The sequence below is a fragment of the Butyrivibrio hungatei DSM 14810 genome, from assembly GCF_900143205.1.
GTDB lineage: Bacteria > Bacillota > Clostridia > Lachnospirales > Lachnospiraceae > Butyrivibrio > Butyrivibrio hungatei.
On record NZ_FRDH01000003.1, the window covers coordinates 602797 to 619995 of the forward strand.

Genomic DNA, 17199 nt, shown 5'->3' on the forward strand with positions numbered 1-17199 from the left:
CCTAATCATAAACAAAATGCGGATGACAGGACTTGAACCTGCACGTCGGGGACACTAGAACCTAAATCTAGCGCGTCTGCCAATTCCGCCACATCCGCATAATACTTGCCGTTATGTAATTAAAACCTCGGAAAATTTCCAAGGTTTTAAATAATGAGACATGGGGGATTCGAACCCCCGACAACTTGATTAAAAGTCAAGTGCTCTACCACCTGAGCTAATATCCCATATCATATTTGTACTTCTTCGGTGCATAACTCCGTCACACCTAGCTGGGCTAGCCGGATTCGAACCGTCGTATGCAGCAGTCAAAGTGCTGTGCCTTACCGCTTGGCGATAGCCCAAGATTGTAAGAGCTTTGCGCATCTCGCTGGAGCAATTACAAATAGGGTGGCTAGTGGGACTCGAACCCACGGTCTCCAGAACCACAATCTGGCGCGCTAACCAACTGCGCCATAGCCACCATAATAAACAAAAAGGGATTTGTACTATTCCATATTTGCTAATCAAGTACAACCCCATGGCTTACACATGATAAGATTTTAATCTTCCAAGTGTTCAAATGTGCCCGAAGGGATTCGAACCCCCGACCCACGGCTTAGAAGGCCGTTGCTCTATCCAGCTGAGCTACGGACACATGTAACAGATACTCATTGTAAAAGTGCTCTGTACCCAAGCATCGTACCAAGTACTTTGCTCAAGCGGGTGATGGGAATCGAACCCACGTATCTAGCTTGGAAGGCTAGTGTTCTACCATTGAACTACACCCGCATGTAAATCACATTCTATATGTAAATTAAGAAACTCACCGGCTTTAAGAAAAATCAACCAGTGATATTTCTTAAAAGTCGGGGTGACAGGATTCGAACCTGCGACCCCCTGCTCCCAAAGCAGGTGCTCTAGCCAAACTGAGCCACACCCCGTCTCGCTTTGCGTTATGCCCTAAGCCGTAACGCGAGATTTATTATATAATGATTTTCACTACAATGTCAACACATTTTTTCAAGTTTTTTCTAAGTTTTTTTGCGTTCTTATAAGTACTTTATTTCATATTCTATTTCATGGTTATCATCCACTGAAAGCACGATGTAGCTTGGTCTTCGGCCCTCCTGTCTTGGGTAAGAAAGACTGCCAGGATTGAACACATACACTCCGCCAATAATTTTTGCCACCGGTTTATGTGTGTGTCCAAAACAAATAATATCTGCTCCTCTTGATATTCCTTCGCTCCTAATATACTCAAGATCCATACTTACCATGTAGTTATGTCCGTGAGTTACAAAAAAAGTGTGGCCATCAAGTTTAAACTCCAGCTCTCTACTCAAGTTCGAGAAAAAATCGTTATTGCCTGCAACGAAATAAACCGGACAATTTGCAGCAAGCGCATACTTGCCTTCAGAGCCCTCAAAATCTCCGCAATGGATGATTCCATTTAATGGCTCTTCTATGTCCAAAACGTCATAAAAATTATCATCTCTCCCATGTGTATCACTAACGATCAAGTACTTACGCATTCCAAAACTCCCCGCTGCCTTTTATGATATCTTTTCCCTCAGAAGTTTCTCCATCTCCCTAAGTGCCTTACCTCTGTGGCTGATGGCATTCTTCTCCTCCGGAGAGATCTCTGCACTGGTCTTTCCATATTCAGGCAAATAGAAAATAGGATCATATCCAAAACCGTTTTCTCCGGCTATTTCATAGCCTATTCTGCCCTCAATGGTACCAAGTGTTGAGAGACTGCTTCCATCAGGTAAAAAAGCTGATATAGCGCAAACAAACCTGGCTGTACGCTTTTCATCAGGAACACCATTTAATCTTTCAATGAGATTGTTGTTCTTTTCTGTATATGATGTATCTTTTCCCATATATCTAGCTGAATAGATTCCAGGTTCTTTGTTAAGATAATCGATCTCAAGTCCAGAATCATCTGCAAGAACTATAGTTTCTGCTGCCTTTTCTGGTTCTTTTGCCTTGAGTTCTTCATATACCGCCTTAGACTTGATAAGAGAATTCTCAGCAAATGTTGTGCCGTTTTCCTCTACATCACCTTCTACTCCTGCTTCCTTCATGGAAAGGATCTCTACTCCAAGATCTCCTAATATCTCGCGGATCTCAATCATTTTGTTCTTGTTTCCAGTAGCAAATACTATTCTCATTTTTTCTCCTCAAAAGCCTCCAGGATTGCCTGATACACTCCCTCAGCTATTTTTTTACTATCATCAGCGCCGGAGTACTCTTTGCTTATTTCTACTCTGGCTGCTGGAACTTTTGTACAGCAAAGGACCTGATCGCTTCCGTCATCCTCAAACACGCCTTCAGCTGAAGCTCCTAACTTATATGCACAGTTTTTTTCAAGGATGTTGGCAAATTCGGCGTTATTAAAGTCTCTCAGGAAATACTGCCCGTTGTAAAAAGACGATACACCCTTTCCGCCAAGCTTAAGCTCCACAACAAAATCCGCCCCGCTATCCTTTATAAGAGCGCATCTTTTCTCAATATCAGCTTCATCATCAGAAAGTCTCGTGTAATAAAACTTGATATTATTGTCATCGTCTGTTGTTGCAATACCGCGTACAGCAAGGGACATATCAAGCAGGGCCTGACTATTTCCTGCCCCCTCACTTTCACAGTCCACAACTACTATATTTTCATACATATCTTTTGGTTTTGCAAAAGAAACTTCTATAGTGCTGTTTTCTGTGAGAGAGCTGGCATTTGCGTATAAACCGTCAAATTTAAAATCCAGACAAACGCTTCCCGTGTCATTCTCAGCATAGCAAACAGCGCTTTCTAAGATATCAAGATCCGTCAGAACCGCGTTATCAAGGTAAAACCCTTCTTCGCGGCTCTCAATGTAGATCTTGAGTTCGTGATCGATATATTTATCTTCAAGAATGATATCATCAGAGCTGACAGTCTTAGCAAGCGGAATAATGAGCTTGCCAGATTGACTATCCGTAACATTCCTATCTATGAGAATGTTGTAGGAATCCTCAGCATTTCCTCTATCCACATGAGTTCCTGCAGCATCTGTGATCATAATATGCTTGGTTGCTGATCTTTGCAGCATCACAGCAATAGAAACTACCCCAAAGACGGCTGTTCTGATCGCCATCTTTTTCATTTCCGAATTATTCATTATCTGATCCTATCATAAGTTGCAATTAGTTACTTGTTCTCTTTGGTGGCTTTGGTCCCATGTACTGATAAAAATAGGTCCTGATCATGCCGTTATAGATCTTTCTGTTTTTATCAGCTTTTTTACCAATATATTTCTCTGCCTGCTCAAAGCCGGTAATAAGGTACATAGACCATGAATCAAGAGCCTTGTATCTCTCTCCAATAGTCTTATAAAGAGCTGGAAGCTCCTTCTGATCACCAATTCTCTCACCATACGGTGGATTGGTAATGATAAAGCCATACTTTTTCCTGTGGCTAAGATCTGCAATGTCCCTTGCCTGGAAATGGATAAGATGATCTACTCCAGCTTTCTTGGCATTGATCCTTGCAATCTCGACCATCTCAGGATCAAGGTCATAGCCTTGAATATCTGTCTCAACATCAGTAATGATCTCGTCTCTTGCCTCATCACGGACATCCGCCCAGTTCTGAGGAGTGATGAGATGCTTCCAAGTCTCAGCTGTAAAGTGTCTATTCATACCTGGTGCAATATTAGCAGCCATCATGGCAGCCTCAATAGGGAATGTACCACTACCACAAAAAGGATCCACAAGTATCCTGTCTCCGTGCCATGGTGTCAGCATAATAAGTGCTGCAGCAAGGTTCTCAGCTATAGGAGCCTTAGACTCAAGTCTACGATAGCCTCTCTTGTGCAGTGAATCTCCAGTTGTATCAAGAGCTACAGTAACTTCGTCCTTCAAAAGAAAAACTCTGATAGGATAATCTTCAGCGTCTTCCTTGAACCAGTCTGTGTGATAGCTCTGTTTCATTTTCTCGACGATGGCTTTTTTCATGATGGACTGGATATCTGATGGACTAAAGAGCTTACTTTTGACACTAGAAGCCTTTTTTACCCAGAATTTTCCTCTCTCGGGAATAAATTCTTCCCATGGAAGAGCCTTAGTACCCTGATAGAGTTCCTCAAAGGTCTCAGCATGGAAGCTTCCTACCTTGATAAGAATTCTCTCAGCTGTTCTAAGTCCGATATTGGCGCGGCATACAGCATCAGCATCTCCAGCAAAAGAGATCCTGCCGTCCGAAACCTCAGTAATATCATATCCCAGATCGATTATTTCTTTTTTCAGTACTGCTTCAAGACCGAAATGGCATGGAGCAATTAATTCAATTTTTTTCATCATAGATTAAATTATACAATATCCATTCTTTTTTTTATAGAAAAAAAGGATGCATCTGAAACCAGATGCATCCATTCTAATGTGCGTGACAGGATTCGAACCCACGACCTTCTGGTCCGTAGCCAGACGCTCTATCCAGCTGAGCTACACGCACTCATGTCTTGCGACAACATGTTATATTATATTCGCGGCAAATATCTTTGTCAACAATTAATTCTCATAAGGTGAATAGCCACCATTTTCTGCCGCTTCCTCGGCTTTGGTCTGGTTTACAAGAGCTTCCATGTCAGGTCTTGCAAATTCAAAGCATGCCAGTACTTCAGGTGAAAATACGCCGCATTCTCCATCCTTGATCATCTCAAAGGCTTTATCCAAAGGATATGCAGACTTATATACCCTATCACTCACTAAGGCGTCGTAAACGTCAGAGATTGCTGTAAGCTGAGCTGCTATAGAATTTTCTTTTCCCCTAAGTCCATCAGGATAACCGCCGCCATCCCATCTCTCATGGTGATGCCTGCAGATATCAAGACACATCTCATAGTACTCTTTTTCCTGAATGTCTTTTAACCTTTCAATGATCTCACATCCTCGTGTTGTGTGAGATTTCATAACCTCGAACTCTTCAGATGTAAGTCTTCCAGGCTTTAGAAGAATCGAATCCGGAACTGCTATCTTACCTATATCGTGCATAGCAGAAGCCTGAGTCATGACGTCTATAATATGCGGTGTCAGTCCAAGATCCGGATAATTGTTCATAGCAGTAAGAGCCAGGATACGCACAAAGCCCTTGATACGCTTTAGGTGGTATCCTGATTCCATACTTCTGAATTCAACAATCGTAGCAATAGTGTCTATAACCTTCTCATTGCTGGACTGCAATTTTTCTTCCTGCTTTTTAAGATACAAATACTGCTTCTTGAGGACTCTGGTCTGATCATCTACTTGAATTTCAAGATTATTCTTGTGATCATAGAGCTCTATAGTTCTAGATACTCGTCTATCAACGATAACAGGATCAAAAGGCTTATGTATAACATCAGCAGCGCCCTTCTGATAACTGTTTCTCTCAGCCTCAGTAGAAGTATCTGCTGTGATCATAAGTACAGGGATAGTCTCATTTAAATTATCCTTTTCTGTCATAGCCTCCAAAACAGCGTAGCCGTCCATTTCTGGCATTACAATATCAAGAAGGATAGCAGCAAGCTTGCCTTCGTTTTCTTCCATCATCTTGATTGCTTCTATGCCATTTCCAGCCTCAAGGATATTATATTTTTCTTTGAATATCTCTGCCAGAATGCCTCTGTTGATTTCATTATCATCAACAACAAGAATATAGCGATCTGCCATACATACCTCCGTCAAAAGAAGTAGTGAAGTATTAGCGCTCTACTATCGCAGCACATCCCATTCCGCCGCCTACGCAAAGAGTAGCAAGACCCTTGTGTGCGTCACGTCTCTGCATCTCGTAAAGAAGTGAAACAAGGATTCTATTTCCTGAGCATCCTACTGGATGTCCAAGAGCGATAGCGCCACCGTTTACATTGAGTACATCATTGCTAAATCCAAGGTCATGCTGAACAGCAACTGACTGTGCAGCAAAAGCCTCATTTGCTTCTATAAGTTCGAAGTCACCGATTGAATATCCTGCCTTCTTCATAACCTTCTGTGTAGCAGCTACTGGTCCGATACCCATGATGCTAGGCTCAACACCTGCAAGCTCACCAGCGATCCATGTTCCTAAAGGCTTAACTCCGAGCTCTTTTGCCTTCTCTTCACTCATAACGATGATCGCAGAAGCTGCATCATTGATTCCTGAAGAGTTAGCTGCTGTAACTACGCCGCCATCTTTCTTGAATGCTGGCTTAAGATGTGAGATACCTTCAGCAGTAACGCCCTTTCTTGGTCCCTCATCTGTATCAAATACGATAGTACCTTTCTTGGTCTTGATCTCTACAGGTACGATTTCTTCTTTGAACTTACCTTCTGCAATAGCCTTTTCAGCCTTGTTCTGTGACCAGGCAGCAAACTCATCAAGCTGCTCTCTTGTAAGGTGCCACTGCTCAGCAATGTTCTCAGCTGTAATACCCATGTGATATCCGCCAAATGCATCCGTAAGAGCATCCTTGATCATAGCATCCTGAAGCTCGCCTGATCCCATTCTGTATCCATAACGGCCCTGCTGCATGAGATAAGGAGCCATTGACATATTCTCCATACCACCTGCTACGATGATATCTGCATCGCCCATTCCAATGAGCTTAGCAGCAAGGTTTACGCAGTGAAGTCCTGATCCGCAAAGTACGTTGATAGTTGTTGCTGGTACCTCTACAGGAATACCTGCATTGATAGCTGCCTGTCTAGCTGGGTTCTGTCCAAGTCCTGCCTGGATTACACATCCCATGTATACTTCATCAACCTGCTCTGGTTTAACGCCCGCTCTCTTAAGAGCCTCCTTAACAACGATTGCTCCAAGAGCTGGTGCTGGTGTTGTTGATAATGTTCCGCCCATTGTTCCGATAGCTGTTCTACAAGCTCCGGCCAAAACTACTTTTCTTGCCATATTATGTTATCCTCCGTTTTTGTGAATTAAAAGAAGTGGTAGAGCCCACTATGACCTCATACCACTTTTATTCTACCATTACTAGCCCATAGGCTCAATGATTTTACATATTTTTTATCGTTTTATTGAATATAATTATCGAGTATTTAAACTGAGCGGAAGCTCTAGACCATGAGTTTCCAGAAGTTCTTTATCACGCAATATCGTATTAGTATCCCCATCAGCAATAATGCGGCCTTCATCCAAAAGAATCGTCCTCTTGCAGGTATCCATGATGAAATCAAGGTCATGAGAGGTAATGATCTTAAGAACATCTAGTTCATTAAGTATACCTATCAGATTTCTTCTGTTCCTAGGATCAAGGGCGATAGAAGGTTCATCCATGATGATGATATCAGGTTCCATGGAAAGGATCGTAGCTATAGAGGAAAGCTTTTTTTCGCCGCCAGAAAGCTTATAGGTGTGCTTATCTCTAATATGTGTAGCATGTACCTTCTCAAGAGCTTCAGTAACTCTTCTTTGGACCTCGTCCTCAGAAAGCCCATAATTACGAGGACCGAAAGCTACGTCATCTTCTACTTTAGACAAAAAGAGCTGACTATCAGAGTCTTGAAAAACAAATCCCACATGCTCTCTGATATGATTTAAGTTCTTTTTATTGACTTCATGGCCCGCTACTGTGAGCTTACCTGTGTAATCAAGCTTAAGCCCCACTAATATCTTCATAAGAGTTGACTTGCCGATTCCATTTGCTCCTATAATGCCTATGCTCTCACCATCTCTTGCCGTCAGGCTTATATCCTGAAGCACATTATTTCCATCCTCATAGGTAAAACTTAAGTTTTCAATTTTTAACAGTTCTCCGTGTATACCAGTCTTCATAAAATAACTCTCCACCTGATCAAAATAAAGATTACAATCCATACAACAGGAAAGATAATGTCTGTTTTCTTAACCTTCTTTTTGACTGTGTTAAAATCCCCTTTAAAGCCTCTAAGAAGCATACTTTCATATACTCGTTCTGCTCTGTCCATACTGCGAAGCAGCCACTGACCCACAAGAGTTCCCCAGGCGCTATAGTGGATACCTTTTTGTGATGGAGCTCTCAGGCTATAGGCCGTTGTTATCCTTCCAGCCTCCTCTGCCATAACTCCAAAATATCTGTATATCAGCATTATGACTAATATCATTATCTTAGGCATTTTTATACATCCAAACGCATAGCAGATGTCATCGATAGAGGTTGTTATTATAAGAGAATATGCTGCAAGCACAGTATACACCCCCTTTATTACAAGGGTGAGCATAGAAAGCATTCCAGTAGTTATTCCAATTTTACCAATATAGAAAAGAACTGTTTTATCAAAAAAAGGATTGAATATACCAACAAATATTACTAGAGGCAAAACCAGCCTCATTCGGTATATCCCATCCCTAAAAGACAGGTCACCTATCACAAATATAAACACAAGATACACTGACATAAGGATCAGTGTAACGATATCATACTTGTTAATAGATGCCACTAAAACTATGTATAAAACGCTAACAAGCAGCTTTCCCAAAGGATGAAGTTCATTCATCCAATGAGAACGCTGCTGCATTTCTTGAATTTTACTTAGTTCATTTAAATTCTTTTCAATAGAACTCATTTAATAAATCAGCTATTAGTTCGAAGCCTCTTTTTTCTTAAAGAACTTGAACGCATAGCATGCTCCTACGGTAATAAGGACAACTACTATTGCTCCTACTATACCAGAAAAGCTTGTGCCGAGTACAGACTCACTATTAGAAAATGCATAATCAGGAAGAAGTGATGTTGTTTCCTGAATATCTGCTGCTGTTTCATAAGCTCCGCCAGTTACCTCTAATTCTGATGTTCCGGCAACCTGTTCCATAGACCACTCAAGTCCATCTGGGAAAGCTGAAGCAAAGAGTGAAACGATGCCGCCGCAGATTGCTGCAAGTACTGCAATAACAATAATAGTATTCTTGAATGATAACTTTCCTTCTCTGGCTGTTGTCTCTTCACCAAGGCCCCATAACAGTTCTGGTCTAGCCTCATATACAAAAACAAGCACTGCAGCTGTAATAAGTCCCTCAACGAATCCAATAGCCAGGTGAATCGGCTGCATAGTAGCTACAAATACTGAGAATGGAAGTTCTGTTATACCTGATAAAAGAGTCTCAATAGTAACTGAGAAAGCTCCCATCTGAAGTGTCAGCACGCATCCTATAATTGATGCTGCGATTATCTTTGCCCTTGAGGCGCCTTTTTTCATGAATGGCTTCCATATCAGAAGCGCTCCAACAAAGCACCCGTAAAAGGCCATATTCCATATATTACATCCTAAAGCCAGTAATCCTCCATCTGCAAATAAGAGGCACTGTACCAGTAATACTCCGATCATAGTAAGGAATCCAGCGAAAGGTCCAAGCATTGCTGAAAGCATCATTCCTCCGCAAAGATGTCCTGAAGAACCTGTTCCAGGAATTGTGAAGTTGAGCATCTGTGTTGCAAATACAAAGGCTCCCATAACTCCCATTACCGGAATCTTCTTTGGGTCATTTTCTTCTCTTACTTTTTTAACAGAAAGACCTGCTGTTCCTGTTGATAAAACATACATGGTGCCCGCAACTGCTGGTGCAACCAACGCATCTGCCATATGCATAATTCTTTACCCCCATGGTACTCAAATTCTTGTTTTCGAAACTCATATGCGCGCTATATAAGTTTATGTGTATATTTGTCTGGATATGAACAAAATACACCTTGGCAACATAATGAGTATAATTCAAGAAAAACAAGGCTCACAAGCCCCCTAGGGGGTTATAAATTTAGCGATTTTTATGTTCTTCAAAAAGTTTCCTGATTGCAACGTCATATGGTGCCTTGAGAACTCCATACTCAGTTACGATTCCTGTGATCAGTTCATTATCTGTGACATCAAAGGCAGGGTTATATACCTTAACGCCCTCTGGAGCCATGCGCTCTTTGTACCACATCTCTGTGACTTCCTCAGGTTTACGCTGCTCAATATTAATATCATCGCCAGTCTTGGTGTTAATATCGATAGTTGAAGTTGGTGCGCATACATAGAAAGGTATTCCATATCTCTTAGCCACAGTTGCAACAACGCTTGTACCAATCTTGTTGGCAGCATCACCATTAGCCGCAACTCTGTCACAGCCTACAAATATAGCATTTATAGCCCCTGTCTTCATAAGTGAAGCAGACATGTTATCGCATAAAAGAGTTGTGTCTATTCCGGCAGAATGAAGCTCAAATGCGGTAAGTCTTGCTCCCTGTAAAAGAGGCCTTGTCTCATCGCAGTATACCTTGATATTCATGCCCTTTTCATGAGCAAGATACATAGGCGCTGTAGCAGTTCCATACTTGCAGGTAGCAAGCTGGCCAGCGTTGCAATGTGTCAAAAGTCCATAGCCATCCTTTATGAGCGTTAAGCCATTTTCACCAATGCGTCTGCAAACATCGATATCCTCAGACTTGATCCTCTCAGATTCTGCACGCATCTCTTCTACAGTTTTTGATAGGTCAAAAGACTTACCGGCTCCTGTAAACTCAACTACATGGCTTTCCATACGCTTAAGAGCCCATGAAAGATTAACAGCTGTTGGTCTTGAAGAATTGAGATAATCACTCTTTTCCTTAAGCTCTGCCATAAATTCTTCATAGCTGGCAGCTTCTGAATGCTTCATAAGAAGATACAGTCCAAATCCGGCAGTGACTCCGATAGCTGGTGCGCCCCTTACCTGTAAAAGATATATAGCATCCCATATCTCTTTGCCTGTATGAAGTCTTATAATCTCAATAGTACCTGGTAAAAGAGTCTGATCTATGATCTCAATGGCATCATCCTCATCTACAAGTGCAACCGTCTCGTAATCTAAAATGCTTTTCATATTCGCTCCTTATAGTTTCCCCATCAATTCTTCTGCCACTTCACTGCCGTGCTTTGCAGCATATGAAGCCCACTTCTTAGCTTTAGTGAGATTTTTTTCTCCAAAATCGCCTTTATAATATCCAACTGCAATCTTCTCTGCAGCCTCTATACTTCCTTTGCCAGCCTTATCAATAAGGTCTAGTAGTTTTTGCTTCTTATCCATTTTGATCCTGCTTTCTAAAAATTAACTTTAGTAATTATATACTAAAAAAGGAGCTCAGGCAAAACCTGAGCTCCTCAATAATTCTATAAATTAGTTCTTAGAAGCAAGTGCTTCCTTGATGCTCTTTGTAAGAGCTGGAACGATCTTGTTAAGATCTCCAACAACACCATAATCAGCTACATCAAAGATAGGAGCGTTCTCATCCTTATTGATAGCGATGATGATATCTGACTCTTCCATACCTGCAACGTGCTGGATTGCTCCAGAAATACCAATTGCGAAGTAGAGCTGTGGACGAACAGTCTTACCTGTCTGACCTACCTGAAGATCCTTTGGCTTCCAGCCTGAATCTACAACGGCACGTGAGCAAGAAACTGTTCCGTTAAGAGCCTCAGCAAGGTCATCAAGAATCTTGAAGTTCTCTGCAGAACCAACTCCACGACCACCAGATACAAGGATCTTTGCAGCCTGGATATCAGCAACTGAAGAAGCTTCCTTAACGATCTTAACGATCTCTGTATAGCAGTTATTCTCTTCGAAACCTGGGTTGAACTCAACAACCTCAGCCTTAGCACCCTTAATAGGATCAATCTTCTGCATAACGCCTGGACGTACTGTAGCCATCTGAGGACGGAAGTCTGGGCAAGCGATTGTAGCGATTGTGTTACCGCCGAATGCAGGTCTTGTCATAAGGAGCTGTTTGTGCTTGGTCTCTCTAGCTGGTGATGGCTCAAGAGGGAAATCACCAATCTCAAGACTTGTACAGTCAGCTGTAAGACCTGTATGTACTCTTGATGATACTCTAGGGCCAAGATCTCTACCAATTGCTGTAGCACCAACAAGGAGGATCTCTGGCTTGTACTCATTGATAACAGATGTAAGAGCGTGTGTGTAAGGCTCTGTTCTGTAATCCTTAAGTGCTGGATCATCAACTACGATTACTCTATCTGCACCATACTCTGCAAGCTTGTCAACAAGACCCTTAACATCGCTTCCAAGAAGTACAGCAGTTACTTTTTTCTCATCAAGGTCATTAGCAAGATCTTTTGCCTTGCCAAGAAGCTCAAGCGCGATGCTTGAAAGCTCATTGTCTACCTGCTGAGCAAATATAAATACACCCTTATATTCTTCTAAAGACATGACTTTTCTCCTTTTTCTTAAACAAATTTTAGATGACGTGCTTCTCTGTAAGCTTACCTACGATATACTGAACTGCTTCGTCAGCTGAATCAGGAGTAACCTTTTCACCCTGACCCTTCTTAACCTTATCAGAAGCCTTTGCGATCTGTGTAGGTGATCCCTTAAGACCAAGGTTAGAATCGTCAACATCCTTAAGATCTGCTCTTCCCCAAACTGTAACTTCCTTGTCGAAAGCATCAAAGATTCCGCCAGGAGTCATATATCTAGGCTCGTTGAGCTCTGAAAGAGCTGTTACAAGACAAGGCATCTTAGCCTTTACGATGTGATATCTATCCTCGAACTGTCTCTTAACTTCTACAGTTCCAGCCTTCTCATCAACCTTAATCTCTTCTGCGTATGAGATTACAGGAAGGTGAAGGTGCTCAGAAATCTGAGGACCAACCTGAGCTGTATCACCATCGATAGCCTGACGGCCTGTGATGATGAGATCATAATCAAGATTTCTAAGTGCTCCAGCAATTGTTGAAGATGTTGCCCAAGTATCAGCACCACCGAGTACTCTATCTGTTACAAGAACAGCCTTATCAGCACCCATTGCCATAGCCTCTCTAAGAACAGCATCAGCCTTAGGAAGTCCCATAGTAAGAACTGTAACCTCTGCGCCATACTGATCCTTTAATCTAAGTGCTGCCTCAAGACCTGCTTTGTCATCAGGGTTCATGATAGCAAGCATTGCACCTCTATCCAATGTTCCATCGGGTTTGAACTTAACGCCGCCCTTTGTATCAGGGACCTGCTTAATGCAAACTACAACTTTCATTTTATTGTCTCCTTCTATTATTCTCAAAATAAGTGATTACTTTAACATTGCACCAGAGATAACCATTCTCTGAACTTCTGAAGTTCCTTCGTAGATCTCTGTGATCTTAGCATCACGCATCATACGCTCAACTTCGTACTCTCTGATGTAACCGTAACCACCATGGAGCTGTACAGCCTTAGTTGTAACATCCATAGCAACTTCTGCTGCGAAAAGCTTAGCCTTAGCAGCTTCTACAGAATAAACATCTTTCTTCTTCTTTGCATCTGCTGCAGCATAAACAAGAAGTTTAGCAGCTTCGCACTGTGTTGCCATGTTAGCAAGCTGGAACTGTGTATTCTGGAAAGCGCCGATAGCTCTACCGAACTGCTTTCTCTCCTTTACATACTCAACTGTTCTGTCAAGAGCGCCCTCTGCAATACCAAGAGCCTGAGCAGCGATACCAATACGTCCGCCATCAAGAGTGTGCATAGCAATTGGGAATCCCTTTCCACGAGCACCAAGAAGGTTCTCTGCTGGGATATGGCAATCCTGGAAGATAAGCTCGTATGTTGATGAGCCACGGATACCCATCTTGTTTTCCTTTGTACCGAATGTGAATCCAGGAGTTCCCTTCTCAACGATAAATGCTGAGAACTTCTTCTGTTTTCTGCCCTTTTTGTCCTCTACGATATCTGTATAAGCGATGATGATATAAACATCAGCAACTTCACCGTTAGTGATAAAGCACTTAGATCCGTTAAGAACCCACTCTTTACCATCTTCTGTAAGAACTGCCTTTGTCTGAACGCCCTGAGCATCTGTACCAGCCATAGGCTCTGTAAGACCAAATGCACCGAGCTTCTCGCCCTTTGCAAGAGGTACAAGGTACTTCTGCTTCTGCTCTTCTGTACCATATGTAAGAATAGGATCGCAGCAAAGTGATGTGTGAGCAGATACGATAACTGCTGTTGTACCACAAACCTTTGCAAGCTCCTCTACACACATAACGTATGTAAGAGGGTCACAACCCTGTCCGCCATACTCCTTAGGGATAGGAATACCCATGAAACCATACTTCTGCATCTTCTTAACGGTTTCCATTGGGAATACCTCTGTCTCGTCAACCTCTATTGCGTTTGGCTTTACTTCTTTTTCTGCAAAATCTTTGAAAAGAGCTCTTGCCATTTCATGTTGCTGATCAAGCTGAAAATCCATTATATTTTCCTCCATTTAATAAAATATTACATGCGATCTGTAGGAACCTTGTTTCCATCTGCATAGTTGTAGAATCCGATTCCTGTCTTAACACCAAGCTTCTTACCACGAACCATCTTACGAAGGAGTGGGCAAGCACGGTACTTGCTGTCACCTGTCTCTGAGTAAAGAACATCCATGATTGCAAGAACGATATCAAGTCCGATGTAGTCACCGAGCTCAAGTGGTCCCATTGGGTGATTGCAACCAAGCTTCATAGCTGTGTCAATACCCTGAATATCTGAAACGCCCTCTGAATATACGAAGATACCTTCGTTGATCATAGGAACAAGGATTCTGTTTACTACGAAACCTGCAGCTTCGTTAACCTGTACAGGTGTCTTTCCAAGGTCTTCAGAGATCTTCTTGATCTTGTCAACCATGTCGTCAGGTGTGTTAGCACCCTGGATAACTTCAACGAGCTTCATAACAGGAGCTGGATTGAAGAAGTGCATACCAATGATAGGCTTTGAAAGGCCTGCACCGATCTCTGTGATTGAAAGAGATGATGTGTTTGATGCAAAGATGCAATCAGGATTCTTAACAATGTTCTCCTGAAGCTCTTTGAAGAGGTTCTTCTTGATATCCATAACTTCAAGAGCAGCCTCAACTACAAGATCAGCATCTGCACAGATATCGTTAAGACCTGTCTGGATCTTACCTGTGATCTTATCAGCTTCCTCCTGAGTCTTCTTTCCCTTAGCAACCTGCTTATCAAGACCCTTCTTGATCTTAGCAAATCCGCCCTCTGCAAACTCAGTCTTGATATCGCAAAGATATACTTTCTCTACGCTCTCAGCCTGAGCAAATGTCTGAGCAATTCCTGATCCCATTGTACCTGCGCCAATAACAGCTACTTTCATTTTAAAATCCTCCTATAATGTTTATTATCTATGAAAAAGTTATGCGTTCTTGAATGCAACAACCTTAACCTTAGCTGGGTCGTCTTTCTTTCTAAGGAAGTTAGCCATTCCTTCTCTCTGATCTTCTGATTCGAAGCATGAACCAAAGAGCTTCTCTTCGATTACAAGTGCGTTGTCGATATCTGTCTGAAGACCATCGTTGATTGCCTTCTTGCATGCTCTAACAGCGATAGGAGCATTAGCAGCGATCTGAGAAGCCATCTTCTCTGCAGCTGCAAGGAGCTCTTCCTGTGGATATACAGCATTTACAAGGCCAATTCTGTAAGCCTCGTCAGCCTTGATATTACGTGCTGTGTAGATGAGCTGCTTAGCCATTCCAGCGCCGATAAGACGAGCAAGTCTCTGTGTTCCACCAAATCCAGGTGTGATTCCAAGACCAACCTCTGGCTGACCAAACATAGCATTCTCTGAGCAGATACGAATATCACAGCTCATTGAGATCTCGCATCCGCCGCCAAGTGCAAATCCGTTGACTGCAGCAATTACAGGAAGTGGGAACTGCTCGATCTTGCGGAAAATATCATTTCCCTTCTTACCAAAAGCTTCTCCCTCTGCCTTAGAAAGTGTGCTCATCTCTCCGATATCTGCTCCAGCAACAAATGACTTGTCCCCAGCGCCTGTAAGAACAACTGCTCTTACTACGTTAGTATCAATGCTGTCGAAGGCAGCCTCAAGGTCATCAAGAACCTGTGAGTTAAGAGCGTTGAGCGCCTCTGGACGATTGATTGTTACGATTGCAATTTTGTCTTTAACTTCGCAATTAACAAAACTCATATCATTCTCTCCTTTACGTTGATAAAGCCTGCAGCGTGCTAACACACAGCAGGCTATTAATTATCAGATTATTCGTACTTCTCGACGATTGTAGCGCAGCCCATTCCGCCACCGATGCAAAGAGTTGCAAGACCCTTCTTAGCATCAGCTCTTCTACCCATCTCGTGAAGAAGAGTAACAAGAATACGGCATCCTGAAGCTCCAACTGGATGTCCAAGTGCGATAGCACCACCGTTAACGTTAACCTTGCTCATATCGAATCCAAGGTCCTTAGCAACTGCAACTGACTGAGCTGCAAATGCCTCGTTAGCCTCGATAAGATCGATGTTGTCAAGTGAAAGACCAGTCTTATTAAGAACCTTCTTTGTAGCAGCTACAGGTCCGATACCCATGATTTCAGGTTCAACACCAGCAAGTGCTCCGCCTACCCATGTAGCCATAGGCTTGATTCCAAGTTCTTTAGCCTTCTCTTCGCTCATTACAACAACTGCTGCTGCGCCATCGTTGATACCTGAAGCGTTACCAGCTGTAACAAGACCGCCCTCTTTACCAGAGCAGCATTTAAGCTTTGAAAGGCTCTCAGCTGTTGTGCCAGGACGAGGGCCCTCGTCTGTCTTGAACTCAACGATTTCCTTCTTAACCTTTACAGGAACAGGAACGATCTCATCGTTGAACTTGCCTTCTGCCATTGCCTTTTCACACTTCTGCTGTGAATTAGCTGAGAACTCATCGAGTTCTTCTCTTGTAAGGTGCCATCTGTCGCAGATATTCTCTGCTGTGATCATCATGTGATAGTGATTGAATGCATCTGTAAGAGCATCGTTTACCATTGTATCTACAACTGTACCGTTGTTCATACGATATCCGAAACGTGCATTTGGAAGTGCGTAAGGAGCCATTGACATGTTCTCCATACCACCAGCTACAACTATATCAGCTTCGCCTGCTTTGATGAGGTCAGCTGCCATATTGACACAGTTAAGACCAGAACCGCAAACTACGTTGAGTGTAACTGCAGGAGTCTCGATTGGAAGACCTGCCTTGATTGATGCCTGTCTTGCTACGTTCTGTCCAAGACCTGCCTGAATAACGCATCCCATAAGGACTTCATCAACCTGCTCAGGCTTTACACCAGCTCGATTAAGTGCCTCCTTAATAACAATAGATCCAAGTTCTGCTGCAGGAGTATTGCTGAGAGCTCCGCCCATCTTACCGATGGCTGTTCTAACAGCACCTGCGATAACAACTTTCTGTGCCATATTAAATTCCTCCATAATGTTTTTTGTAGATTATCCTATG

Annotated in this window: 17 protein-coding genes and 8 tRNA genes; all 25 read right to left on the minus strand. The window is 42.5% G+C overall.

The window, feature by feature from the left end:
• Positions 1-17: 17 nt before the first annotated feature.
• The 25 genes from BUA02_RS02810 to BUA02_RS02930 all read right to left on the minus strand — a co-directional run bounded on the left by BUA02_RS02810 (position 18) and on the right by BUA02_RS02930 (position 17159).
• A tRNA-Leu gene (locus BUA02_RS02810) sits at positions 18-98 on the minus strand.
• 56 nt (positions 99-154) lie between these two features.
• Positions 155-227: transfer RNA gene (locus BUA02_RS02815), tRNA-Lys, on the minus strand.
• Positions 228-272: 45 nt separating this feature from the next.
• Positions 273-344: transfer RNA gene (locus tag BUA02_RS02820), tRNA-Gln, on the minus strand.
• 45 nt (positions 345-389) lie between these two features.
• Positions 390-463, minus strand: a tRNA-His gene (locus tag BUA02_RS02825).
• A gap of 100 nt (positions 464-563) precedes the next feature.
• Positions 564-637, minus strand: a tRNA-Arg gene (locus tag BUA02_RS02830).
• A 63-nt stretch (positions 638-700) separates the two neighbouring features.
• A tRNA-Gly gene (locus BUA02_RS02835) sits at positions 701-771 on the minus strand.
• Positions 772-848: 77 nt separating this feature from the next.
• Positions 849-923: transfer RNA gene (locus BUA02_RS02840), tRNA-Pro, on the minus strand.
• A gap of 108 nt (positions 924-1031) precedes the next feature.
• Positions 1032-1514: a metallophosphoesterase family protein gene (locus tag BUA02_RS02845; protein ID WP_071176859.1), complete on the minus strand. Its 483-nt coding sequence runs from the start codon at positions 1512-1514 to the stop codon at positions 1032-1034.
• Between the two features lie 21 nt (positions 1515-1535).
• On the minus strand, positions 1536-2156 hold the full coding sequence (gene rdgB / locus BUA02_RS02850) for an RdgB/HAM1 family non-canonical purine NTP pyrophosphatase (RefSeq protein ID WP_071176860.1): 621 nt from the start codon (positions 2154-2156) through the stop codon (positions 1536-1538).
• A complete protein-coding gene (locus tag BUA02_RS02855) occupies positions 2153-3139 on the minus strand; it encodes an N-acetylmuramoyl-L-alanine amidase CwlD (RefSeq protein WP_072700775.1) in 987 nt (328 codons plus the stop codon). Before BUA02_RS02855 ends, rdgB begins: the two co-directional genes overlap by 4 nt.
• A gap of 25 nt (positions 3140-3164) precedes the next feature.
• The gene (locus BUA02_RS02860) at positions 3165-4316 is read right to left on the minus strand and encodes a THUMP domain-containing class I SAM-dependent RNA methyltransferase (RefSeq protein WP_072701217.1); all 1152 of its coding nucleotides are present in this window, start codon (positions 4314-4316) and stop codon (positions 3165-3167) included.
• 80 nt (positions 4317-4396) lie between these two features.
• Positions 4397-4470, minus strand: a tRNA-Arg gene (locus BUA02_RS02865).
• Between the two features lie 56 nt (positions 4471-4526).
• Entirely contained in the window at positions 4527-5666 is a 1140-nt protein-coding gene (locus BUA02_RS02870) for an HD domain-containing phosphohydrolase (protein ID WP_072700777.1), read from the minus strand.
• 31 nt (positions 5667-5697) lie between these two features.
• A complete protein-coding gene (locus tag BUA02_RS02875) occupies positions 5698-6879 on the minus strand; it encodes an acetyl-CoA C-acetyltransferase (protein ID WP_071176863.1) in 1182 nt (393 codons plus the stop codon).
• Between the two features lie 135 nt (positions 6880-7014).
• Entirely contained in the window at positions 7015-7761 is a 747-nt protein-coding gene (locus BUA02_RS02880; RefSeq protein WP_072700779.1) for an energy-coupling factor ABC transporter ATP-binding protein, read from the minus strand.
• A complete protein-coding gene (cbiQ, locus tag BUA02_RS02885) occupies positions 7758-8531 on the minus strand; it encodes a cobalt ECF transporter T component CbiQ (protein ID WP_072700781.1) in 774 nt (257 codons plus the stop codon). The genes BUA02_RS02880 and cbiQ overlap by 4 nt, the downstream gene beginning before the upstream one ends.
• Before the next feature lie 15 nt (positions 8532-8546).
• Positions 8547-9551 carry an energy-coupling factor ABC transporter permease gene (locus tag BUA02_RS02890; RefSeq protein ID WP_072700784.1) on the minus strand — a complete coding sequence of 335 codons (1005 nt, stop codon included), beginning with the start codon at positions 9549-9551 and terminating at the stop codon, positions 8547-8549.
• Between the two features lie 166 nt (positions 9552-9717).
• Positions 9718-10803, minus strand: coding sequence for an S-methyl-5-thioribose-1-phosphate isomerase (gene mtnA / locus BUA02_RS02895; protein WP_072700786.1), 1086 nt, complete (start codon positions 10801-10803; stop codon positions 9718-9720).
• Between the two features lie 9 nt (positions 10804-10812).
• A complete protein-coding gene (locus tag BUA02_RS02900) occupies positions 10813-11007 on the minus strand; it encodes a hypothetical protein (RefSeq protein ID WP_071176868.1) in 195 nt (64 codons plus the stop codon).
• A gap of 90 nt (positions 11008-11097) precedes the next feature.
• Positions 11098-12147 carry an electron transfer flavoprotein subunit alpha/FixB family protein gene (locus BUA02_RS02905; protein ID WP_072700788.1) on the minus strand — a complete coding sequence of 350 codons (1050 nt, stop codon included), beginning with the start codon at positions 12145-12147 and terminating at the stop codon, positions 11098-11100.
• Between the two features lie 28 nt (positions 12148-12175).
• Positions 12176-12967 carry an electron transfer flavoprotein subunit beta/FixA family protein gene (locus BUA02_RS02910; protein ID WP_071176870.1) on the minus strand — a complete coding sequence of 264 codons (792 nt, stop codon included), beginning with the start codon at positions 12965-12967 and terminating at the stop codon, positions 12176-12178.
• A gap of 36 nt (positions 12968-13003) precedes the next feature.
• Positions 13004-14164 (minus strand): acyl-CoA dehydrogenase, encoded by a 1161-nt coding sequence (locus tag BUA02_RS02915; RefSeq protein WP_072700790.1) that lies wholly within the window; start codon positions 14162-14164, stop codon positions 13004-13006.
• Positions 14165-14190: 26 nt separating this feature from the next.
• The gene (locus BUA02_RS02920; RefSeq protein ID WP_071176872.1) at positions 14191-15066 is read right to left on the minus strand and encodes a 3-hydroxyacyl-CoA dehydrogenase family protein; all 876 of its coding nucleotides are present in this window, start codon (positions 15064-15066) and stop codon (positions 14191-14193) included.
• Positions 15067-15105: 39 nt separating this feature from the next.
• A complete protein-coding gene (locus BUA02_RS02925) occupies positions 15106-15900 on the minus strand; it encodes an enoyl-CoA hydratase-related protein (protein ID WP_071176873.1) in 795 nt (264 codons plus the stop codon).
• Positions 15901-15968: 68 nt separating this feature from the next.
• On the minus strand, positions 15969-17159 hold the full coding sequence (locus BUA02_RS02930) for an acetyl-CoA C-acetyltransferase (protein WP_072700792.1): 1191 nt from the start codon (positions 17157-17159) through the stop codon (positions 15969-15971).
• Positions 17160-17199: the final 40 nt, after the last annotated feature.